The 22240-nt window shown below is 38.0% G+C and carries 22 protein-coding genes and 1 other annotated feature; of the genes, 3 read left to right on the top strand and 19 right to left on the bottom strand.

The window, feature by feature from the left end; translation table 11 throughout:
* From safA to nadB, 4 genes are all read right to left on the bottom strand, one after another.
* The coding region (gene safA, locus LRP84_RS03855; protein ID WP_230573867.1) for a SafA/ExsA family spore coat assembly protein at positions 1-1141 on the bottom strand (1141 nt) is incomplete at its 3' end.
* A gap of 279 nt (positions 1142-1420) precedes the next feature.
* The gene (gene nadA, locus LRP84_RS03850) at positions 1421-2527 is read right to left on the bottom strand and encodes a quinolinate synthase NadA (protein ID WP_230573866.1); all 1107 of its coding nucleotides are present in this window, start codon (positions 2525-2527) and stop codon (positions 1421-1423) included.
* A gap of 30 nt (positions 2528-2557) precedes the next feature.
* Positions 2558-3391, bottom strand: a complete 834-nt coding sequence (nadC, locus tag LRP84_RS03845) for a carboxylating nicotinate-nucleotide diphosphorylase (protein WP_230573865.1) — start codon at positions 3389-3391, stop codon at positions 2558-2560.
* Positions 3392-3412: 21 nt separating this feature from the next.
* Positions 3413-4939 carry an L-aspartate oxidase gene (gene nadB / locus LRP84_RS03840; protein ID WP_230573864.1) on the bottom strand — a complete coding sequence of 509 codons (1527 nt, stop codon included), beginning with the start codon at positions 4937-4939 and terminating at the stop codon, positions 3413-3415.
* Between the two features lie 136 nt (positions 4940-5075).
* Between nadB and LRP84_RS03835 the strand changes: the two genes are divergently transcribed.
* The 3 genes from LRP84_RS03835 to LRP84_RS03825 all read left to right on the top strand — a co-directional run bounded on the left by LRP84_RS03835 (position 5076) and on the right by LRP84_RS03825 (position 7497).
* A complete protein-coding gene (locus LRP84_RS03835) occupies positions 5076-6218 on the top strand; it encodes an IscS subfamily cysteine desulfurase (RefSeq protein ID WP_230573863.1) in 1143 nt (380 codons plus the stop codon).
* On the top strand, positions 6215-6760 hold the full coding sequence (locus LRP84_RS03830) for a transcription repressor NadR (RefSeq protein WP_098305044.1): 546 nt from the start codon (positions 6215-6217) through the stop codon (positions 6758-6760). The genes LRP84_RS03835 and LRP84_RS03830 overlap by 4 nt, the downstream gene beginning before the upstream one ends.
* An 89-nt stretch (positions 6761-6849) precedes the next feature.
* Positions 6850-7497, top strand: a complete 648-nt coding sequence (locus LRP84_RS03825) for an MOSC domain-containing protein (protein ID WP_230573862.1) — start codon at positions 6850-6852, stop codon at positions 7495-7497.
* A 35-nt stretch (positions 7498-7532) separates the two neighbouring features.
* On the opposite strand, the gene pheA is transcribed toward LRP84_RS03825, so the two are convergent.
* The 15 genes from pheA to minD form a co-directional block, all read right to left on the bottom strand.
* Positions 7533-8387 (bottom strand): prephenate dehydratase, encoded by an 855-nt coding sequence (pheA, locus tag LRP84_RS03820; RefSeq protein ID WP_230573861.1) that lies wholly within the window; start codon positions 8385-8387, stop codon positions 7533-7535.
* A gap of 96 nt (positions 8388-8483) precedes the next feature.
* Positions 8484-10391, bottom strand: coding sequence for an ABC transporter permease (locus tag LRP84_RS03815; RefSeq protein ID WP_230573860.1), 1908 nt, complete (start codon positions 10389-10391; stop codon positions 8484-8486).
* Positions 10392-10440: 49 nt separating this feature from the next.
* A complete protein-coding gene (locus tag LRP84_RS03810) occupies positions 10441-12354 on the bottom strand; it encodes an FtsX-like permease family protein (RefSeq protein WP_230573859.1) in 1914 nt (637 codons plus the stop codon).
* Positions 12329-13105, bottom strand: coding sequence for an ABC transporter ATP-binding protein (locus LRP84_RS03805; protein WP_230573858.1), 777 nt, complete (start codon positions 13103-13105; stop codon positions 12329-12331). The genes LRP84_RS03810 and LRP84_RS03805 overlap by 26 nt, the downstream gene beginning before the upstream one ends.
* 93 nt (positions 13106-13198) lie before the next feature.
* Positions 13199-14281, bottom strand: coding sequence for a sensor histidine kinase (locus tag LRP84_RS03800; protein WP_230573857.1), 1083 nt, complete (start codon positions 14279-14281; stop codon positions 13199-13201).
* On the bottom strand, positions 14271-14978 hold the full coding sequence (locus tag LRP84_RS03795; RefSeq protein WP_230573856.1) for a response regulator transcription factor: 708 nt from the start codon (positions 14976-14978) through the stop codon (positions 14271-14273). Before LRP84_RS03795 ends, LRP84_RS03800 begins: the two co-directional genes overlap by 11 nt.
* A gap of 149 nt (positions 14979-15127) precedes the next feature.
* Positions 15128-16414 (bottom strand): GTPase ObgE, encoded by a 1287-nt coding sequence (gene obgE / locus LRP84_RS03790; protein ID WP_230573855.1) that lies wholly within the window; start codon positions 16412-16414, stop codon positions 15128-15130.
* Positions 16414-16962 (bottom strand): sporulation initiation phosphotransferase B, encoded by a 549-nt coding sequence (locus LRP84_RS03785; protein ID WP_230573854.1) that lies wholly within the window; start codon positions 16960-16962, stop codon positions 16414-16416. Before LRP84_RS03785 ends, obgE begins: the two co-directional genes overlap by 1 nt.
* A gap of 64 nt (positions 16963-17026) precedes the next feature.
* Entirely contained in the window at positions 17027-17317 is a 291-nt protein-coding gene (gene rpmA / locus LRP84_RS03780; RefSeq protein WP_017150650.1) for a 50S ribosomal protein L27, read from the bottom strand.
* A gap of 3 nt (positions 17318-17320) precedes the next feature.
* Positions 17321-17665 (bottom strand): ribosomal-processing cysteine protease Prp, encoded by a 345-nt coding sequence (locus LRP84_RS03775; protein ID WP_230573853.1) that lies wholly within the window; start codon positions 17663-17665, stop codon positions 17321-17323.
* Positions 17666-17676: 11 nt separating this feature from the next.
* Positions 17677-17985, bottom strand: coding sequence for a 50S ribosomal protein L21 (rplU, locus tag LRP84_RS03770; RefSeq protein ID WP_230573852.1), 309 nt, complete (start codon positions 17983-17985; stop codon positions 17677-17679).
* Between the two features lie 14 nt (positions 17986-17999).
* Positions 18000-18077, bottom strand: a sequence feature (ribosomal protein L21 leader region).
* A gap of 77 nt (positions 18078-18154) precedes the next feature.
* Positions 18155-19537: an Rne/Rng family ribonuclease gene (locus LRP84_RS03765; RefSeq protein ID WP_230573851.1), complete on the bottom strand. Its 1383-nt coding sequence runs from the start codon at positions 19535-19537 to the stop codon at positions 18155-18157.
* Between the two features lie 62 nt (positions 19538-19599).
* The gene (locus LRP84_RS03760) at positions 19600-20460 is read right to left on the bottom strand and encodes a M50 family metallopeptidase (RefSeq protein ID WP_230573850.1); all 861 of its coding nucleotides are present in this window, start codon (positions 20458-20460) and stop codon (positions 19600-19602) included.
* Positions 20453-21193 (bottom strand): M23 family metallopeptidase, encoded by a 741-nt coding sequence (locus tag LRP84_RS03755; RefSeq protein ID WP_230573849.1) that lies wholly within the window; start codon positions 21191-21193, stop codon positions 20453-20455. Before LRP84_RS03755 ends, LRP84_RS03760 begins: the two co-directional genes overlap by 8 nt.
* Before the next feature lie 249 nt (positions 21194-21442).
* Positions 21443-22240: a septum site-determining protein MinD gene (gene minD / locus LRP84_RS03750; protein ID WP_230573848.1), complete on the bottom strand. Its 798-nt coding sequence runs from the start codon at positions 22238-22240 to the stop codon at positions 21443-21445.

Raw genomic sequence — 22240 nt, 5'->3', positions numbered from 1 at the left:
TTTGACTATTTTCCATCATCGGCATCATACTTGGCATTTGACTATTTTCCATCATCGGCATCATACTTGGCATTTGACTATTTTCCATCATCGGCATCATACTTGGCATTTGACTATTTTCCATCATCGGCATCACATTTGGCATGTGGCTATTTTCCATTATTGGCATAACACCTGGTATTGGGGGTTCCATTATTGGCATAACACCTGGTATTGGGCTATTCTCCATTATTGGCATCGTAACATTAGGTGGAAGCACTTGTGGAATTTCTTTTGTAACATGCGGTGCGACGACATTACTTACATTTTCTTTCTTCACTTCTGGTGCTACAACATTACTTACATTTTCTTTCTTTACTTCTGGTGCGACGACATTACTTACATTTTCTTTTTTTACTTCTGGTGCGACGACATTACTTACATTTTCTTTCTTCACTTCCGGTGCGATGACATTACTTATATTTTCTTTCTTCACTTCTGGTGCAACGATATTACTTCCCTTCATTTTATTTACTTGCGGAGCAATTAAATCGTTACCTTTTTTTATAATATCTGCAATTTTATACTCTTTTTTCGCTTTTACTGGCGGTTGCGGTGGCTGTGGTAAAATGTTCACGGAAAATTTTGTGCTCTCTTTTTGTTTTTCTACTTTGCTAACAACGGGTTGCTTCTCAACAACAGGTAGTTTTTCTACTGGTTTCTCTTTTTGTATAGGTTGTTCTTTTTGTATAGGCTGTTCCTTTTGTATAGGCTGCTCCTTTTGTATAGGCTGCTCCTTTTGCACTTCTTTTTGTGGTTTTATTTGCATTTCCTTCTGCAGTTTTTGCGCTGCAGGTTTTTCTGTAATTGGTCCAGCTTGTGGAACAGCCTCCTCCTCTTCTTCTATACCAAGAGGTTTAGGCGCAACAGGAAATTCTTTTTGTTGCACTTCTTTTACATATTCTTTTGGAGGGACTGAACCAGCACCTGGATTGTTTTTAATCGGCACACTGTTAGATGGTACTTTAATTTTCATGCCAGGCATAATTAGGTCTGGATTACTGAGCTGTGTATTCGCGTTTTTTAATACTTCAAAATCCACCCCGTACTTTTTCGCAATTTTCCAAAGGGTATCCCCTTTTTGCACGATATGAATTTTCAAATTTTCCCCCTCCTGTATAACTTATCTATAATAAAGTGAAACTTCCATCAGTGGGGGTCTTCTTCATCCCCCACTGATGGTTAGTTGAACCAATCAGGCTTTTACGGACAGTTATCCCCACCTATCTTCTTCGCTTTTCTCTGAATCTTGAGGTGGGGGGCTTACTGTCCGTTAATGCGGGATAAAAGCGGATATTAACACAATGATTGCTTCAACACAATGTATGCTCATGAAAGCAGAATTATGTACAAAAGAAAAAGCAACGGAAATCCGTTGCTTCTATACTCGCTCTAACATTCTGTTTAGCGCAAGTACCGCTTCTTCTGTTATTTTTTTATCTACTTGAATTACATTTACATGTTCGCCGCGCTCGATTGCTTCAAGTGCCCATAGTAAATGCGGTAAATCAATGCGGTTCATCGTTAAGCATGGGCACATGAATGGATTTAATGAAATAATTTCTTTATCCGGGTGCTGCTGAATAATACGATTGACTAAGTTCATTTCTGTACCGATTGCCCACTTACTTCCAGACGGAGCTTTTTCAATCATATCAATAATATATTTTGTTGAACCTGCATAATCAGAAGCTGCAACAACTTCATAACAGCATTCTGGGTGAACAATAATATTCATATCTGGATGATTTTTTCTTACACTTTCAATATTCTTCACAGTGAAATTTTGATGGACGGAACAATGCCCTTTCCATAAAATAACCTGAACGTCTTCCATATTCCCATCATATTCTAATGAATCTGTGTGCGGATCCCAAACAGCCATTTTTTCTAATGGTACACCGAGGTCATATGCTGTATTACGTCCTAAATGTTGATCTGGTAAGAATAAAATACGTTCTTTTTGTGTAAACGCCCATTTCACCATCTCTTTCGCATTAGAAGATGTAACTGTCGCTCCGCCATTTCGGCCGCAAAATGCTTTGATTGCAGCAGTTGAGTTTACATATGTTAACGGAAGCATTGTATCTCCGAATAATTGCTGCAATTCTTTCCAAGCTCGCTCTGTTTGTTCGATATCAGCCATATCGGCCATGGAACAACCAGCTCGCATATCAGGAAGAATGACAATTTGTTCATCTGTTGTTAACATATCAGCTGTTTCTGCCATAAAATGAACACCGCAAAACACAATATATTTTGCTTCTTTATTGCGCGCTGCTACTTGTGCAAGCTGCAGGGAATCTCCCGTTGAATCTGAAAATTGAACGACCTCATCTTTTTGATAATGATGCCCCGGAATGAAAAGCTTTTCCCCTAACTTTTCTTTGATCTCACGTACACGCGCTTCCATTTCTTCGATTGACATTGTTTCATAACGCTCTGGTAACATTGTTTCAATCGGTTGCACTGTTTCTAAAATACTCATCTGTGAAGTCCCCCTTTTCCCTTCTTTCCATCACACTTCAATGTTGAAACTAATATCTAATGCTTTAACAGAATGAGTTAATAATCCTAACGAAATGTAATCCACACCTGTTTGACCATACTCCGTCAAATTCTCAATCGTAATCCCACCTGAAGCTTCTGTAACAATTGTGCTTGGAACGAGCTTACAGTATTCACGTACTTCTTCTGGCATACGATTATCAAACATAATAATGTCCGCCCCGGCAGCAACTGCTTCTAACACTTGTTCTTTCGTTTCTGTCTCTACTTCTACTTTCACCATATGTCCAAGTTGCTCTTTCACTACTGTTACCGCTTTTGTAATCGAGCCAGCGAACGCAATATGGTTATCTTTAATCATGACACCATCGTATAATCCGAAGCGATGATTATAACCGCCGCCGCATACAACAGCATATTTATCAAACATACGAAGCCCTGGCATTGTTTTTCTCGTATCACAAATGCGTGTATGATCGCTTCCTAGTGCAGTAACTGCTTTTCTTGTCATCGTCGCTACGCCGCTCATTCGCTGAATAACATTTAGCACAACACGCTCAGCTGTTAATAAAGAAGCAATCGGTCCTTGTACAGTGGCAAGGATATCTCCGCTTGTTACCATATCTCCATCTTTTTTGTGAAGTGTAACTTCAATTCGATTATCTAATAATGTAAAACCTTCTTTGATTACATCAACTCCTGCAAAAACACCCGTATCTTTTACAAGAAACGTTCCCCGCGCTTGCAAGTCGTTTGGAAAAATAAGCTGCGATGTTACATCTCGCTCCCCGATATCTTCTAGAAAAAATTGTTTCAGTGCCTCTTTTACTTTCAATGTATTCATTGAACCCCTCTTTTCCCTTCGTTACACTAATTGCAACTTACTCTTTCTCATCACAATTTCGTGCATCTCATTGCTACGCTTTGGAAAATCACTGCGATAATGACCGCCAATACTCTCTTTTCTTTGCAGTGCAGCTTTTGTTAGTAACTGACAAACAGTTAACATATTGATAACCGTTATATCCTCATTTGTAAGGGTTTCATATGAGAGCGGCTTGTCATATATTTCATACTGCTCTAGCCATTGCTTCACATACAATAAGCCTTCTTCTGTGCGAAAAATGCCAACATATTTCATCATCATCTCTTGTATTTCTTCTTTTTGCGGTAACTGCATGCGTTGTAAATCGCCTTGTATCATTACGTGGCTAGTCACTATTTGTGACCCGATATTTGCTAAAATATGTTCCCCTACACGTTTTCCAAATACAAGGCCTTCTAATAACGAATTACTCGCAAGGCGGTTCGCACCATGTACGCCATTACATGCGACTTCACCCACTGCATATAAACGATTAATCGATGTTTCCCCGTTACAATTTGTTTTTACACCGCCCATATGAAAATGAGCACCTGGTACAACTGGAATATACTTATTTTCCATGTTAACGCCATTCTTTTTACATAAAAAAGAAACGGTTGGAAAACGTTCTTCAAAATTTGAAATAGATGAGATATCTACATACACCGTTTCACCAGCTAACATTTGTTCATGAATGGCACGCGCGACCACATCACGCGGTGCAAGGTCTTGTTGTTCATGAATACGCGTCATAAATCGCTCTCCTTTTGCGTTTCGAAGAATAGCTCCTTCTCCGCGCACTGCTTCTGACACAAGACCGCAACAATCTCCATTTACATATAACATCGTTGGATGAAACTGTACAAATTCTAAATCAACAAGCTCTCCCCCAGCTCTATATACCATCGCTAACCCATCACCCGTAACAGTACGATCATTAGAAGTAAACGCATATACTCCGCCAATACCGCCTGTTGCCAGCACAACACACTGTGCGTAATACTTTTGTATATTTCCTTCACTATCACGTGTAACAACACCGTGACAAGTTTGATTTTCTATCATGAAATCCAAAACCATTTCTTGTTCAACAACCGTCACATATGGAAGTACTTGCTCTGCAAGATGCTCTAGCAAATTTTTCCCGGTCGCATCTCCGCCAGCATGTAAAATACGTCGTTTTCGATGCGCACCTTCTTTTCCAAGGTGTAATCCTCGTTCATCACCGTCAAAGCGCATACCGTTATCTAATAAAGTTTTCATTTCTCTCGGCCCTTGCTCTACTAAATAACGAACAGCTTCCGTGTTATTATGATGACATCCTGCTGTAAGCGTATCTTTATAGTGATCATCTGGATGATCGTATGAAGCAACTGCTGCCGCAATCCCGCCTTGCGCCAAATTTGTATTGTTATTCCGTCTCGTTTTCTTTGTGATAATCATCACATTCTTTTCGTGACAAATTGTTTGTGCAACGCGCAGCGCCGCAACTCCGCTTCCGATAATTAAGACATCTGCATTTGGCATTTTCATTGCCCCCTACTTTACACTTTTCAACTGTCTTGACACCTATATTTACATATATTTAAAATAATGACAAGAGCTTTTTATAAAATGACGATAAAAACGAAAAGAAAATCTTATAAAGAAAGGGCTATGCTCTATGATATATATGGATTATGCTGCAACAACACCTATGAGTAAAGAAGCGCTAGAGACGTACACAAAAGCCGCTGAACATTATTTTGGAAATGAACAAAGCTTACATGATATTGGCGGTACCGCCTCCTCTTTATTACAGTCTTGCCGCCAAGCATTTGCTGCTATGATTGGCGGGAAAGAACAAGGCATCTTTTTTACGAGCGGCGGATCAGAGTCCAACTATCTTGCGCTTCAATCATTACTAAATGCTCGAAACGGCAAGCATATCATTACAACACCTATGGAACATGCATCTATCCGAAATTACTTTCACCTTCTTCAAGAGCAAGGCTATGAAATTACCGAAATCCCTGTGGATAGCTTTGGCATGATTCAACTTGATGCACTCGAGCGTTCTATTACAGAACACACTGTGCTTGCCAGCATACAACATGGAAACTCTGAAATTGGAACGCTGCAACCAATTGCTGAAATTGGAGCCATTCTCAAAAAACATAACGTCTTATTTCATACAGATTGCGTGCAAACATTTGGGAAAATACCAATCGATGTAACTAAGATGAACATTGATAGTCTCTCTGTTTCTGCTCATAAAATTTACGGCCCGAAAGGGGTGGGAGCATGCTATATAAATCCACAAGTTCGTTGGGGGCAAGTGTTTCCTGGCACCTCTCATGAAAAAGGGTTTCGCCCCGGCACCGTGAATGTTCCTGGCATCGCTTCGTTTATTACAGCAGCGCAGCACATGTTAAAGAATCAACAACTGGAAGTAACTCGTTTACAAGAATTACGAGCATACTTTATTCAGCAATTACAAGCCATTTCACACGAAATACAGGTTGAAGGCCATTCTACTTCTTGTTTACCACATATCATTGGGGTTACAATAAAAGGAATAGAAGGACAGTATACAATGCTAGAGTGCAATCGCCGTGGTATTGCGATTTCAACAGGAAGCGCTTGTCAAATCGGGAAACAGGAGCCTTCTAAAACGATGCTTGCGATTGGAAAAAAACATGACGAAGCGAAGCAATATGTCCGCTTTTCATTCGGACATCAAACAACAACAGAACATATTGATGCAACAATTCATGCACTTATAGCAATTGAAAATCAATTTAATAGAGGGGTTAATAGGAAATGAATCAAAATGAACAAAAAAAGATTTTAGGTGAGGAAAGAAGACAGCTCATTTTACAATGGCTCCTCGCTGCAAGTAAACCGTTATCCGGCAGTGAATTAGCAAAGAAAACAAACGTAAGCCGTCAGGTTATCGTACAAGATATTTCTTTATTAAAAGCAAGAAACGAACCCATTATAGCAACGGCACAAGGATATTTATATTTAAAACCGTCAGAAAAACAACATACTACATTCGAACGCACTATCGTTTCTCAGCATGAGCCATCACAAGTACGCCAAGAGCTTACGATACTCGTTGACCATGGAGTTACAATTAAAGATGTAAAAGTTGAACATCCAGTGTACGGAGATTTAACTGCCTTGATTCTGGTAAGTAACCGATTTGAACTTGAACAGTATTTAAAAAAGATCGAAGAAACAAAAGCGACTTATTTATCTCAACTTACAGATGGAATTCATTTGCATACAATTGAGGCAGATTCTATTGAAAAATTAAATGCAGCTTGTGAAGCGTTAGACAGAGCTGGATTTCTTGTTTATTAAAAGACGCACAGAGAATTTTACTATCTCTGTGCATTTTTTTGTTTTTATCCATGCTACAATAGAAAAAATAATGGGAAAGGAGAGAATATATGGGAATCGAACTCATTCACTTTAGCATCGGAAAACCAAAAACAATCCAATATGCAGAAGAAAAAGAAATGACAACCGGCATATGTAAGCAGCTTGTTGAGGATGCTTTTTTATCAAAAGACGGATTTAGAGGGGACGGTGTTGCGGACTTACGTTTTCACGGAGGGCCCGATCGTGCCGTTTGTGTCTATCCTTATGAACATTATGAGCTGTGGGAAAACGAATTTCATACATCACTTCCTACATCTGCATTCGGAGAAAATATAACAGTTACAAATATGTTGGAACAAGATGTTTGTATTGGCGACATTTATCAGCTTGGAGATGCAATTGTTCAAGTGACGCAAGGAAGAGTTCCATGCAGTACAATTTCAAAACGACTCGGCATTCCTGGCATTTTACCTCGCATTGTTGAAACGGGCTATACAGGATATTTATGCCGCGTTTTGCAAGAAGGAACGGTTCGTAAAGATTCACAAATTACATTACTCGAACGTCATCCGCAGCAAGTTTCCATTCTATTTGCTAACGAAGTATATTTTCATAGAAGAAAAGATATAGAAGGTATGGAAAAAATTATTGCTGTCCCTGAGCTAGCAGAAGATTGGCGAAAATCATTGACCGAACGACTTGAAAAATTAACATGAAAAATCCCACTGCATGCGCAATGGGATTTTCTTTTTCATACCCAATAAGAAGAATAACTTCCAAGTAATGTGACAGAAAAGCCAAGTGCTTCTAACTCCATTCTTACTCCTGGAAGCAGGACATCATCATACTCTTTCTCTACATCAATTAAGAAAAAGTAATTGCCGAGCCCTGTTTTCATCGGACGAGACTCAATTTTGGAAAGGTTTAATTTTCTCCATGCAAATGCGGATAACACTTGATATAATGCCCCTGCATAATCTGAAGGTAACGTTACCATAAGCGTTGTTTTCGTCCCGCGGTGCTCCCCATTTCTCGGTAATTCAACTTGTTCGTTCTTATGCAATACGAGAAAACGTGTATGATTATTTTTATGCGTATGGATATCACGTTGGACAATAGATAATCCGTATTTTTCAGCTGCAGCCTCATTGGCAATTGCCGCAATTTTTTCTTCTGGATGTTCCATCACAAACTGCGCAGCAGCACTCGTTGATGTCATATCACGCACTGTCACACCTTTTAACTCTTGATTTAAAAACTTATGACACTGCGCAATCGCATGCGGATGAGAATATACCGCATATACATCTTGCCATACTTGTGCGTGCTGCGGATGAACGAGCAAATGTTGCCGTACAGGTACTGTAATTTCACCAACAATCGGCAATGTTTGCTCATGCACAAGATAATCAATTGTAATATTTACGGAGCCTTCAATCGCATTTTCAAGCGGTACAACTGCAAAGTCTACAACATCACTTGCTGCTGCATCTATACAATCTGGAATTGTTCGATATGGTACATGTTCAGCTTCAGGAAAGAAGCGACTCACCGCCATATTTGTAAATGTTGCTTCTGGTCCTAAATAGCCAACTCGAATCGTCATCTTGTCCCCTCTTTTTCGTTTTCTTACTGTTATACCATAAACATCTATATTCTTCTACCTATTTTTAGAATATTAAAACAAAAAGACTAGCGAGAGCTAGCCTATATGTTTCATATATTCTTTTTGCGCAAAGAAGAAATAGAGTATACACGCGATAAGATAAACTGCAATGACCTCTAAAACGAGCCCTAATGATTTAGATATAAAAAAGGCAACATAGTACGTATGCAAGGCAACTGCACTATGTATACTTCCTAATAAAACGGGGAAAAAGAATAGAATTCCTAGTTGCCAACGTGAAATCTTATATATCTCTTGCTTTGTCATCCCTATTTTTAAAAGAGCTTGATATTGCATGCGGTCATATTCAATATTATGAAACCATTTAAAATAAACTGTACTGCAGGATGCAAGAAAAAAGAGAACACTAATGAATGAACCGATAAATAATACGAGATTCCCTCCGTCTTTCGTCGTCTTATATATGAGCATATTATTGCGCGTTATCCCTTCCGTGCTTTTTGAAAGGTGAGCTTGTAATTCTTCACCTAACGCTTCTGTATTCTCCCAATCTCTTAATTCATATCCGCTATATACATATTTTTCATGGTCAGGAACCTGACGAGAAAGCTTCTGAAAATCTTGATTATGCATAATAAGAAACCTTCCACTACGCTGGTTAGTATCTGTATTAAATACATTTCCTTCATATGCTCCGTTATATGCAAATTGATATGTTTCTCCTAGCGCTTTAAAATTTATATACTTCTTATGATGCCGGGGCGGAACATCATAATTACTATAATAAATAAATGTTACAGTTCCTTCTTTCGGATGAATCTGCGGCTTCGACTGCCTTTTTGCTTCTCTATTATACTCGTCTTCGCTGATCACAGTTGCATAAGACTCTTTATCAGAATCTAACTGAAATGTTACCGGGATTCCAACAAACGTTACATAACGAAAATCATTGACACCGTGCTTACGGAACAGATTTTCAACCGTTTCTTTCTCCATTACTTCCTTAGAACCAATTCCTTTTTCAACATACGAGAAAGCATGAGGCTGATTGTAACGAAATTGTTCTTTCATACTTGAAAAAAATAAATAGACAGAGCCTGTAGCTGTTACTACTATCGTTATTAACATAGATAAAATAAAGAAAAAACGTCGATTATCTTTTATTGTATGTAACAACTGATTGACAACGAATAAATGCGGATATTGATACATCACACTCTTTCTACTTTTAATCCATTGTAATACTTGAATCGTACCATGTGTACATACAAAATACGTACCGATTGTCGTTAAAATGGAAACAGGTATAAAATACACAGCAATGTTCATCATCGTCACTTTTGTTGTTAAACCATAGCCAATTCCTATACAGACGAAACCGAACCAACAAAGCCACCTCTTACTTTTTGTTTCCTTCCTTCCTTCCTGAATTTCCTTTAATAAATGAATAATTTCGATTTTCCATATACGTAGTGCACTAAAAATCGATAAAAAAAGAAACATAGTACTATATGCGATAATCGTTATAACAACAGCTTTTAGACTAAAAATAAATGACAATTGATTCGGCATATTAAGCAATAAACTAAAAATCATAAAAAATAGCTTTAAAAATAACAGACCAATCCCAATCCCGGCAAAGCTTGCAATGAGCCCAACTGCCATTTGCTCCATCATCATTATACATATGACATTCGCTTTCGTAGCTCCCATTAATATAAATAGCCCAAATTCTTTTTTACGAGATTGTATAAAGATCGAACTAGAATAAAGAATGAATATAATGGAAAAAGCAATTACAATCACATCACATACAATAAGGCCCGATTGTACCCCCTTATACAAATCACTCATGTGAGGATGCAAAATAATAGATGTGTACATAAAAAAGGCAAATACAGAAAAACAACTACTTAAGAAAAATATTTTGTAGTTGTGCCAATTTCCTCTAACATTTTGAAAAGTAAGTTGGTAAAACTTCACCTTTTCACCCCCTCTAAAACCCGTTACATACGTAAAAAGCTAGGGACTCCTAGCTTTTTACATGCTTTAAATATCCTCTTTGTGCAATTGCAAAATATAATGCTGATGCTAGTACGTATGCTGTAATAATAACTGCTCCTGACTTCCATAAGTCTAAATACAACATGTTCCCTAACGTATATAATGCAAACCCGCTGTGCAGAACACCTATCAAAATCGGAATAAAGAAGATTGCCCCCATTTGCCGAACTGCAATCTTACGAATCTCTTGATCTGTCATACCAATTCGTTTTAAAGAGTTAAACTGAATACGGTCTTGTTCTTTATCATTAAACCATTTAAAGTATGTCATACTGCAAGCGAAAAAGAAAAACAGTATTGTTACGAAGAAGCCAATAAACATAGTGATTGAAGCATTTTCTTTTACTTCTTTATATATTAAACTGGCACTCGAAAATGCTCTTTGTTTTTCCGGAGCAATTTGATTTTTTATATCTGCCGCAAGCCCCTCTGTTGCCTTCCAATTATCGATTCCATATCCGTAATATTTCTCTTTCTCTTCATCTGGAACGACACCCGCGTACTTTGCATAATCTTTCTCATTCAGTACTAAAAAGCCAACCTCATTAAATACATTTTCTGTATAAAGCTGATTTAATTTGATGCTATGCGGTTGATTTTGAACCGTAAATTCAAACGGTTTATTCGGACCTACTTGTATAAAGTCATTGATCATCCCTTCCATAACAAGGGTGCCAGTTCCAGTCGCATTATGGATTTCTTCCTTCTTTTGCGCCTTTGCTTCTTTATTAAACTCTTTTTCAGATATGATCGATAAGCCAACTTCTCGCTCTTGGTCCATCATATTTACTTTCATTTTCCCTGGTACGATCTCAAGTGTAGCTTTTCGCGCATTTTCAAATCCATGCTTCTGCAACAATGCTTGTACATTTTTCTCATCAATGATTTCGTTCGATCCAATACCTTTTTCGGTATACGCAACCGCATGCGGATGTTGTGAAACCACTTTTTGGGTCATATCTTCAAAAAAAACATATAGCGTACCTAACGCTGACGCTACAACTGCTGTAATAATCGAGATGACAAATAGAAAACGAGCATTATCCTTCATTTTGTAAATTAAATTACTTAATACAAACAAGTTTGGCTGCTGATAAAAAAGAGCCTTTCTTTTTTGCAGCGCTTTTAGCAAAACAACACTTCCTTGTGTGAATAAAAAATATGTTCCGACAATTGTTAACCCGACAATTGGTAGGAAGTATGTAATAAAATTCATGAATGTTACGCGGAAACAAAGAACGTAAGCGACAATAATACATAGTAAACCGGCTAAGAATAACCATGTGAAAGAAAACGGCTCCACTCTTTGTTTTCTCGCATCCCGGATTAAATCAACAATTTGTAATCTCCATATCGTCCATAACCCTAGTAGTGATAATACGAAAAAGAGAACGAGATACACACTAGCTGTAATCGTAATCGCTTTTCCATTCCATACAAATGGCAATGATGTTTCAATTCCCACCGCAACACTTACGGCTTTAAAAAAGAGCGGTAAGCCGAGCATACCAAGAGCAATACCAATGACAAGAGAAATACATCCTAGTATCATTTGCTCTAGTATAATCATTCTTCCTAATTGCCCTTTTGTCGCACCCATTAATGTTAATAACCCCAATTCTTTTTTTCGAGCCCGTAAAAAGATAGAGTTTGAATATAAAATGAACAAGGCTGAAAAAATAACAACAATATAATTCGATGCTTCTAACCCTGTTTCTACACGCATTTTCTGACTAATGTTACCGCCTACCACATCAGGATGATAAATAAACGAAGCATACATAAAGAACACAATGATCGATAAACAGCTACTAATTAAAAACGCTTTATAATTCCGCCAATTACTTTTGACATTATTAAACGCGAGCTGTCGAAAGTTCATGATGCTCTCCTCCTAACATCGCAAGTACATCTAATATTTCTTGGAAAAAGGCTTGCTTTGTTTCTCCTTTATGAATCTCTGAAAAAATTTCGCCGTCACGAATGAACAAAATACGTTCGCAATAGCTTGCAGCGACAGGATCATGCGTTACCATCGCAATCGTCACTTTCTTCTCTTCATGAAGTTCTTGCAGAGCACCCATTAATGATTTTGCTGATTTGGAGTCTAAGTTTCCTGTTGGCTCATCAGCTAAAATTAAAGTTGGTTGATGAATAATAGCCCGCGCTGCTGCCGCACGTTGCTGCTGACCACCTGATACTTCATACACTTTTTTATCTAAAATTTCTTCGATATTTAAAAATTTTGCAATCTCTAATACTTTCGCTTCAATTTCTTTCACAGGACGGCTTGCCATCACAAGCGGCAAAATGATATTTTCCTTAATTGATAACGTATCAAGTAAGTTGAAATCTTGGAAGATGAATCCTAAATGTGTACGACGAAACGCTGCAAGCTTAGCAGCACGCATTTGACTAATTTCTTCACCGTTCATATATACATGACCAGATGTTGGCTTATCAATTGTTGCTAGTAAGTTTAGAAGCGTTGTTTTCCCACTTCCTGATGGTCCCATAATACCGACAAATTCACCTTCTTCAATTTTAAAGTTAATATTATTCAGCGCTGTCGTCGTTACCGAACCTTTTGATTGATATACTTTTGTTAAACCTTTTACTTCAAGAACACTCATTTTACATCCCCCTATGTATTTTCTTCTTACTTTTACTATAGAAAAAACGAGGGAAAGTAACGAGTGATTTCCCTTACAAAACGGTTTGTTATCTTACAGTTTTGTCATTTTCCTCATCATTTGATGATATCCTTTATCTTTTGAGAACTGAAACGTAAATGTTGTCCCCTCATTCTCTATCGACTGCACAGCAATTCCATGGCTAAGATGATTACAAATTTGCTTTGTAATATATAATCCCATACCTGTCGCTTCTCTTGTTTTCCGTCCATTGACCCCTGTAAAAAATGGTTCAAAAACTCGCTTTATATCTTGTTTTGGAATGCCTATTCCGCTATCACGAATATGTAGTGTAATAACGCTTTCTGTTTCTTCTATGTGAAATGTAATCTCTTTTTTCTCTTTCTCTGTAATTCTTGTATACTTCAGTGCATTCATCACAATTTGATTGATCGCAATACTGAGCCATTTTTGGTCCGAAGCTACCATATACTGTTCTTTATCAAACATAACTTTCGGATATACAGAATACTGAATAAAGGTTTTTTTATGCTGGTTAATGCTATCACGAACAATGTCCACCACATTAACTTCTTCTATTTTATAATCTTTCCCAAACTGTTCGAGACGTGCCATATGAAGTGCTAAATCTAACCCCTGTAAAATACGATTATTTTCTTCACGAATACTTTCAATCGTATCTCTTGCTTCGCGGTGCGTTTGTCCAAGCTTTTGCAGCAATAGTTCAATGACAGATACCGGCGTCTTCATTTGATGAATCCACTGGTTCATGAAGATCGTTTGCTGCTCTCCTTTTGCCTGTTGTTCATGTACTTCATTCATATATTGTTGTCTCAGGAGAGAAAAGGCTTCCACAATCGCTTCTTGTTCGTATGAGTATGACGAACTGATCGATAAAGAATGATGTAACTCGTGTCCCTCTGCAATGTAATGCTCTACCTTTTGTAAGAAAGCTTGTCTTCTCCGATAATCATACATAAGAAAGAAAGCAAAAACGACGATTGATAATGACAATCCATATAGCCAAGTAGTCCAATTTATAGATTGTTTCTGCAAAGAAGCTTGCAGCTGCAAGACAAGACCAAATAGAACCACACTCATGATGTAAGAAACAAGCAATGCTATGCGGTCCATCACATACTTTTTAAGATTCATGTTCATTCACCCAGTTCGTTAGGAGCGCATATCCATAGCCCCGCTTCGTAACAATTGCATCGCTAATACCAATCTCCTCTAACTTTTTACGAACACGCTTTACATTTACAGTTAAAGTATTATCATCAACAAAAGCAATTTCATCCCATAACGCCTCTAATAATTCTTCTCTTGTTACATATTGATCCGCTTGCTTCATTAAGCATTCTAATAAATAATACTCATTTTTTGTAAGCTCCACTTGCTTTCCCTGCCACTCTACCATATGCTGTGCTGGAAATAAAAGTAACCCACTGACTCCAAAGTAATCACTTTCTGTCGATGAAGAATATTCACCGTACACACGGCGCAGTGCACTTTTTACTTTTGCCATGACAATATCTAAATGAAACGGTTTTATAATATAATCATCACCACCATTTTCAATTGCCATCACTTGATCCATTTCTCCCGTACGTGCGGACACGAAAATGATTGGTGCATTTGAAACAGTACGAATTTGACGGCACCAATAAAAGCCGTCAAAGTATGGTAAATTAATATCAAGTAAAACTAAATGAGGATTCACTTTTGCAAATTCATCTTTTATATGACGAAAATCTTGCACGCGAAACGACTGATAACCATATTTATCGAGATGCCCTTCTAAAATATCAGCAATTTTTAGATCATCTTCTACAATCAATATTTTATACATATCATTCCCACTCCCTTTTAAGAAGTACATGCAGACACCATTACTATGTGTCTCACATCTACCCTTTTTCCATTATAAGGGTAAACTTCCATTTGAGGAGATTTTTTTACTTTGACAAATAAAAAAAGGCTGCCGTATTTCGGCAGTCTTTAGTCGATAAATTCAAATTCATATTCAAGAATTTTTACAATATCGCCATCTTTTGCACCGCGCGCGCGAAGTGCTTCATCAATACCCATACCGCGCATTTGACGAGCGAATCTGCGCACAGATTCATCACGAGTAAAGTCTGTCATCTTGAATGTTTTCTCAATATCATAACCAGAAATGACAAATGTACCATCGCTTTCACGTGTAATTTCAAATTTAGAACCTTCAGCCTCAAATTTGTACATTACACTTGCATCTGATTCATCTACAACTTCATGCACTGGGAATTCTGGTGTTGTTTCTATTAGATTTGCTACTTCAAATAGTAAATCACGAACACCTTGACGCGTTACCGCAGAAATTGGGAAGATTTTAACCTCATCTCCTACTTTCTCCTTAAACGCTTGTAAATTTTCTTCTGCATCCGGCATATCCATTTTGTTTGCAACAACAACTTGTGGACGCTCGGTTAGACGAAGATTGTATTCTTTTAGTTCATTATTAATTGTTACGTAATCCTCATATGGATCACGTCCTTCTAAACCAGACATATCAATCACATGAATAATAACGCGTGTACGCTCAATATGACGTAAAAATTGGTGTCCAAGTCCAACACCTGCGTGTGCACCTTCAATCAATCCTGGAAGATCTGCCATAACGAAGCTGCGTCCATCACCTGTTTCAACTACTCCAAGGTTTGGAACAATTGTTGTGAAGTGATATTCGGCAATTTTCGGGCGTGCTGATGATACAACGGATAATAATGTTGATTTACCAACACTTGGGAAACCAACAAGTCCAACATCAGCTAACACTTTCAATTCTAGTACTACTTCACGCTCTTGACCTGGCTCCCCGTTCTCAGCGATTTCTGGAGCTGGGTTCGTTGGCGTCGCAAAACGTGAGTTACCACGACCACCGCGGCCACCTCTTGCGATAACGGCTGATTGCTCATGCGTTACTAAATCCGCAAGAATTTGACCAGTAGCTTCATCTTTTACAACTGTTCCCGGTGGAACCTTTACAATTAAATCATCCGCTTTGCGGCCATGTTGGTTTTTACTCATTCCATGTTGACCGCGATCTGCTTTAAAATGACGCTGATAGCGAAAATCCATTAATGTACGTAATCCTTCGTCTACAACGAAAACAACATCGGCACCTTTACCACCGTCACCGCCTGCCGGGCCACCTTTTGGAACATACTTCTCACGACGGTACGCAACCATTCCGTTTCCGCCATCGCCGCCTTTTACATATATCTTGACCTGATCTACAAACATTATCTCACCACACTTTTTTCTAGTAGTTGTAATATAACCGAGATTTCTTCATCTCGTACTGTATAAGAAATGGAAAACCATTTATTATGTTGATGAGCAAGCCATTCTTGTATTTCTTGTACATCTGTTAGCTTGCCACGAAAATCAAAAAAGAAACGAGCATCCTCATCTTCACATTCAACTGTGATACAAACATAATTTTCAACATAAACGTCTAAACTATGCTCAAGCATTTGGAAAAATTGAGCCGTCCATATAGAAACGCTCTCATCTAGATGTGATAAATTATGTATCTTTCCTAATACTTCGTACTCCAACAAGCACGGGTGCTGTTTCCAATTATATGTTAAAATCCATTCTGAAAACTTGGGCATAGAAAGCCCCATCAGATTCGATTCTTGTCTCGCTTCTTGGACAAAACGATTGATGAGCTCATGAATTTCTTCCACTCTTCCAAGCGAAAGATTTCCTTTAATCATCTGCATACGATTGAGCCAATCATGTCTCGAGTGACGCAGCGCATCTATAATTGTCCATTTTTCCTTCATCCATATACCCCTTAATATAGAAAAACTCTAACCTGCACCCAGGTTAGAGCTTTCCGTGAGTTTCTTATGCTTCTTGAGCAACAGGATATACGCTCACTTGTTTGCGGTCACGGCCAAGACGCTCGAAGCGTACTACGCCGTCAACTTTCGCGTATAATGTGTCATCGCCACCACGACCAACGTTAACACCTGGATAAATTTTTGTACCGCGTTGACGGTAAAGAATTGAACCACCTGAAACCATTTGACCATCTGCGCGTTTAGCACCAAGACGTTTTGACTGAGAGTCACGACCGTTCTTTGTACTACCCACACCTTTCTTAGATGCGAAAAACTGAAGATCTAATCTTAACATACGTTACACCTCCTGCACTTTTTCTATTAATCGGATATATTTTCCGTAATCAAGTTCGATCGTCTTAAGCGAAACAACCATGCCCTCTAATAGAAAACAAGCTTTTTCCCTTGTAGAATCATCTAGATCACTAGGCAATTCATACATCAAGAATCCGCCATCTTTTCCAAGTTCAATAGTTGCTTGCACATTACAAAGTGATTCCACAGCATTTATCACACCAAACACAACCGCCGTCGTTCCAGCACAGACAAGATCTTGTCCATGCGGCGCAAAATTGGCATGTCCGGTCATTTTAAATGATTGGATACTTCCTAATTTCGTGCGGTTAATCGTAATTTTAATCATGACAACCCGAATTAAGCGTTGATTGCTTCAATCACTAATTTCGTGTATGGTTGACGATGACCTTGTTTTTTACGATTGTTCTTTTTCGCTTTGTATTTGAAAACGATGATTTTCTTAGCGCGACCTTGTTTTTCAACTTTCGCAGTAACCGTTGCACCTGCTACAACTGGGCTACCAACTTTAACAGCTTCGCCACCAACGAAAAGAACTTTGTCAAAAGTAACAGTTTCACCAGCTTCTACGTCTAATTTCTCTACGTAGATTGCTTGACCAGCTTCAACTTTAATTTGTTTTCCACCTGTTTCGATAATTGCGTACATAATTGCACCTCCTCATAATTACTAAGACTCGCCAAAACGAGGTAGACATACAATGTCATTTTGTAACCTGTCCTGTGCGGTTGTAGCATATAGCCGTTTAGGTGCTATAAACTATAACATAGAGATGTTATCACGAAACACCGCCTATTGTCAATGAATGTTCTACTAACTATTTTTTCCGTGCACGTATCTCTTCCTGTGTTCCAAAGCGTTGAATTGTGTAACGCACTGCTTCTTCATCAATAAAATAAATTTGAAACGATACATTACGTTGCAATTCCTTCTCAAAAAAGATTTTTTGTACATTAGGATGAGCAGCGATAAGAACGGCTTCGTCATCTGTTCCATTATAAGCAATCAGTTCTCTCTCTAGCTCGTATGCTACTGTTTCATGCGATAAAACATAACCGCTATTTTGACAAATCGTACAATCTGCTAATAACACATCACGAAGCGATTGTTTTTTTCGTTTTCGTGTCATTTCTAAAATACCAAGCTCTGTAAATCCCAATACTCTCGTATAAGTATGGTCTTTTTCTAAGTGTGACTTTACGATTTCTCTTATTTTTTCTTTTTCTTCGCGGCGCTTCATATTAATAAAATCTATTAAAATCATCCCGCCAATATCGCGAAGTCGCAGTTGCCGTGCAATTTCTTTCGCTGCCATTTCATTTGTACGCAGTACTGTATCTTGTAAATTCTGTTTCCCAGTGAATTTACCCGTATTCACATCGATTACAGTCATCGTTTCCATTTGTTCAATGAGTAAATAGGCTCCATTTGGAAGCCACACAACCTTTTGCAGTGCTTTTTCAATTTCACGATCAATTCCATAGCGGGAAAATAAGGGTGTCTTCTCATTAAAAAGAGTGACTTTCTCCGCACCTATTTTCTCTTCGAATTCTTGTATCATACTGCGCTGATCTACAATCACTTCTGAAACAGTCTCTACTGGTATCTCTTGAAGGATACGATCTAAAAAACTAGAAGGAGAATGAACAAGAAGCGGTGCTTTTCCTTTTTGTTCTTGCTTTTTCACAAGTTCAAATTGAGATTGGAGATGGCGCATCTCCGCCTGTACTTCTTCTATTTGCACTTTCTCACATGCAGAACGGAAAATAAATCCTCCTTTTTCTTCAAGCGCAAGAAGTTGTTCTCGTTTCTTCGTATCTTTTATTTTCCGGGAAACGGCAAAAACTGTGTCATAGGGCATATACACGACATATTTCCCGGTAAATTCTATATTCGCTGTTATTTTTGGCCCTTTCGTATCAATTGCTTCTTTCACAACCTGCACGAGAAGCGCTTGTCCTTCATGTAACCGCGTAGATGATGGCACGTTTTCATACGACAAATAAGCCTGCTTCTCCAAACCAATATTAACAAAGGCAGCATTCATACCAGCTATCGTTCGCATAACACGCCCAATATATATATTTCCAACAATTTGTTCTTGTTCATTTCGTTGCCATAAAAGTTCTACAATCTCTTTCTCTTCTTCAACAGCAACTCGTTTTTCCGAACCGATGTAGTTTATGTATAACTTCTTCAAAGTATATTCCTCTCTTTATCCTTTTTTTATACCATAATAAAAGGTTAGTGTTATCGTCAACACTAACCAATTAACTCTTCTATAGATGATGTTGTTCTTTTTTCTGTAAAATATGCGTAAAGCAATTCATTTTCATCTAGTGTATATTGATTTTTATGATCTGCTTGTATGATAATCGAATGTTTATATCCTCTTCGAAACTGTGTGAAAATATGATATAGACTCGTTTCTTTTTCAACTGTAATAGCTGTAACTTTTGCAATTTCTCGTTTTTTCCCGTAGTAGCGCTCTAATAAGAATCTCATAAATGCATAACGGCGTTGTTTCCATTCTTGAAATAAAGAGAATACTAAAAAAAGAAGTAATGTCCACATCATTACATTCTTGCTATTCCAGAAAAGTTGCAGTCCTAATACAGCACTAAAACAAGCAATTGATATTTTCATCATGATGTTATGTGCCTGTAAAAATGGAAAGCGATATGACAATATATTCAGCACAATCTTCCCTCCATCAAGAGGCCAAATCGGCAATAAATTGAAGCACAAAATAATCATGTTATTCCACATAAAAAAATGATAGAAGTCTTCTCCCATCCAACCTACTTTATACAACAAATAAGCAGCGGCTAACATCCATACATGTTGAATAGGCCCCGCTATAATGACAATCAATTCTTCTTTTAACGGCTTATTTCCATGCTCATCAAGCTCAGCCACCCCGCCAAATGGCAATAACTGAATTTGTTTAATACGCCATTTATAATGGGCCGCCGCTATCGCATGACCTAACTCATGAATAAAGACAATGAAAAATAAAATTAATAATTCTTTAAAACGAGCTGTAAAAATTGCAATCGCCATAATTCCCCAAAACAATGGATGAATGGTAATTTTTGATAAAACCTCACTGTATTTACTCAAATGAAATCACCTGAATTGGATCAATAAATTTTTCATTCTTTTTAAAAGCAAAATAAAATTTCCCATTTTTCCCAGTTGTTTCATTCGCAACTGTTCCAATTTTTTGTTTTTTCGCTACATAATCATATAACTTAACTGATGTTTCTCCTAAATTTCCATACCATGATTCCGTACCATCTGCGTGTTGAACTTGAACGATATTTCCAAATTCTTCTTTTTGACCAACAAAAACAACAATTCCCTCATTCACTGATTCCACAATTGCATTTGCTGCTGTTTGTACAAATACACCTTGTCCGTTTGCGTGAAAACTTTGCATCACTTTCCCTGAGGCAGGAACAGCATAATCCTTTTCTTTCTGAACCGTTTTCTTTTCACTAGAAGGTAAAAAAGACAGAGGCTTTCCAAATTGCGATTCATACCACTTAGAAACAGATGCAAACTGAAATTCTTTTTCCATCGCTTGTTTGACAGTTGTACGCGTTCCTTCAAGAGAACTCGTTGTATTTTTAAATAAGATCGCTACGGCAAGAACAAGAATTGCAGATAGTAGTAACTTAAAGAGAAATACCTCTTTTCGAAAAATCGGGTGTGTTTCTTCTCCTTCTTCAATAAGAAGCGGTGTATACCCTTGCTCTTCATATGAAAATAACTCATCTTCTTCTTTTCTTTCCTGCTGTGCTTTCCTCTTAGCAATGCGTTTTTTAATTTCTTCTACTCGTTTATTTCTCATTCTGTCCCCTTCCTCTTTCAATCAATTTGTACATATGTATGAGTTGTCCGGGGAAGATATTCATGGGAATGAAGTGAAACTTCCATCAGTGGGGTTTTTTTCATCCCCTACTGATGGTTAGTTGAACCAATCGGGCACACAGCAGTTGTCCCCCTCTTTTCTTCCTCGCTTCTCTCTAAATCTTGAGGTGGAGACTGCCCAAAAATAGCGGGACAAAAAGAAAGCACTCCGCATATATGCGAAGTGCTCTTAACGTATTCCGAAGAATTTTTTCATTTTCGTGAAGACCGATTCTTTTTCATTTTCAAGCGGCTGTAATGGTACATTTTCCCCAAGTAAACGTCTTGCAATATTTCGATAAGCAATTGATGCTTTTCCATTTGGTTGCAATGCTACAGGCTCTCCTGTATTCGTTGCTCGAATAACTGCATCATCATCTTCTACAACACCGAGTAACTCGATTGAAAGAGTACGCACAATTTCATCTACATCCAACATATCCTGTTCATGTAGCATATGACTACGCACACGGTTAATAATTAACTTCGGTGGCTCGATATCTTCTTTTTCCAATAGTCCGATAATCCGATCGGCATCACGCATTGAAGATACCTCTGGTGTTGTAACAACAATCGCTTTATCGGCACCTGCCACAGCATTTTTAAAACCTTGTTCAATGCCAGCTGGGCAGTCAATTAATATGTAGTCATAGTCTTGACGTAATTGCTGTATTAATTCTTCCATTTGTTCAGGTGTTACCGCTGATTTGTCGCTCGTTTGCGCTGCAGGTAATAAATAGAGTTCATCAAAACGCTTATCTCTAATAAGAGCTTGGGGTAAACGACAACGCCCTTCAACAACATCAACAAGATCATATATAATGCGGTTTTCCAGCCCCATTACTACGTCTAAATTTCGCAGACCGATATCTGTATCAATTAAACATATTTTTTTCCCAGATAACGCCAAGGCTGTTCCAATGTTTGCAGACGTTGTAGTTTTTCCTACTCCGCCTTTTCCAGATGTAATAACTATTGCCTCTCCCAC

It is taken from the genome of Bacillus rhizoplanae, assembly GCF_917563915.1.
Lineage (GTDB): Bacteria > Bacillota > Bacilli > Bacillales > Bacillaceae_G > Bacillus_A > Bacillus_A rhizoplanae.
This window is presented reverse-complemented; position numbering and strand designations above follow the sequence as displayed.

Coding starts and splice junctions, on each gene's coding strand:
- LRP84_RS03755 (WP_230573849.1), bottom strand. CDS start 21,193: ATGAGAAATAAACGAGTAGAAGAAATTAAAAAACGCATTGCTAAGAGG.
- LRP84_RS03835 (WP_230573863.1), top strand. CDS start 5,076: ATGATATATATGGATTATGCTGCAACAACACCTATGAGTAAAGAAGCG.
- nadB (WP_230573864.1), bottom strand. CDS start 4,939: ATGCCAAATGCAGATGTCTTAATTATCGGAAGCGGAGTTGCGGCGCTG.
- rplU (WP_230573852.1), bottom strand. CDS start 17,985: ATGTACGCAATTATCGAAACAGGTGGAAAACAAATTAAAGTTGAAGCT.
- LRP84_RS03785 (WP_230573854.1), bottom strand. CDS start 16,962: ATGAAGGAAAAATGGACAATTATAGATGCGCTGCGTCACTCGAGACAT.
- LRP84_RS03825 (WP_230573862.1), top strand. CDS start 6,850: ATGGGAATCGAACTCATTCACTTTAGCATCGGAAAACCAAAAACAATC.
- nadA (WP_230573866.1), bottom strand. CDS start 2,527: ATGAGTATTTTAGAAACAGTGCAACCGATTGAAACAATGTTACCAGAG.
- LRP84_RS03795 (WP_230573856.1), bottom strand. CDS start 14,978: ATGTATAAAATATTGATTGTAGAAGATGATCTAAAAATTGCTGATATT.
- LRP84_RS03800 (WP_230573857.1), bottom strand. CDS start 14,281: ATGAATCTTAAAAAGTATGTGATGGACCGCATAGCATTGCTTGTTTCT.
- rpmA (WP_017150650.1), bottom strand. CDS start 17,317: ATGTTAAGATTAGATCTTCAGTTTTTCGCATCTAAGAAAGGTGTGGGT.
- LRP84_RS03810 (WP_230573859.1), bottom strand. CDS start 12,354: ATGAACTTTCGACAGCTCGCGTTTAATAATGTCAAAAGTAATTGGCGG.
- nadC (WP_230573865.1), bottom strand. CDS start 3,391: ATGAATACATTGAAAGTAAAAGAGGCACTGAAACAATTTTTTCTAGAA.
- pheA (WP_230573861.1), bottom strand. CDS start 8,387: ATGACGATTCGAGTTGGCTATTTAGGACCAGAAGCAACATTTACAAAT.
- LRP84_RS03830 (WP_098305044.1), top strand. CDS start 6,215: ATGAATCAAAATGAACAAAAAAAGATTTTAGGTGAGGAAAGAAGACAG.
- obgE (WP_230573855.1), bottom strand. CDS start 16,414: ATGTTTGTAGATCAGGTCAAGATATATGTAAAAGGCGGCGATGGCGGA.
- LRP84_RS03775 (WP_230573853.1), bottom strand. CDS start 17,665: ATGATTAAAATTACGATTAACCGCACGAAATTAGGAAGTATCCAATCA.
- LRP84_RS03805 (WP_230573858.1), bottom strand. CDS start 13,105: ATGAGTGTTCTTGAAGTAAAAGGTTTAACAAAAGTATATCAATCAAAA.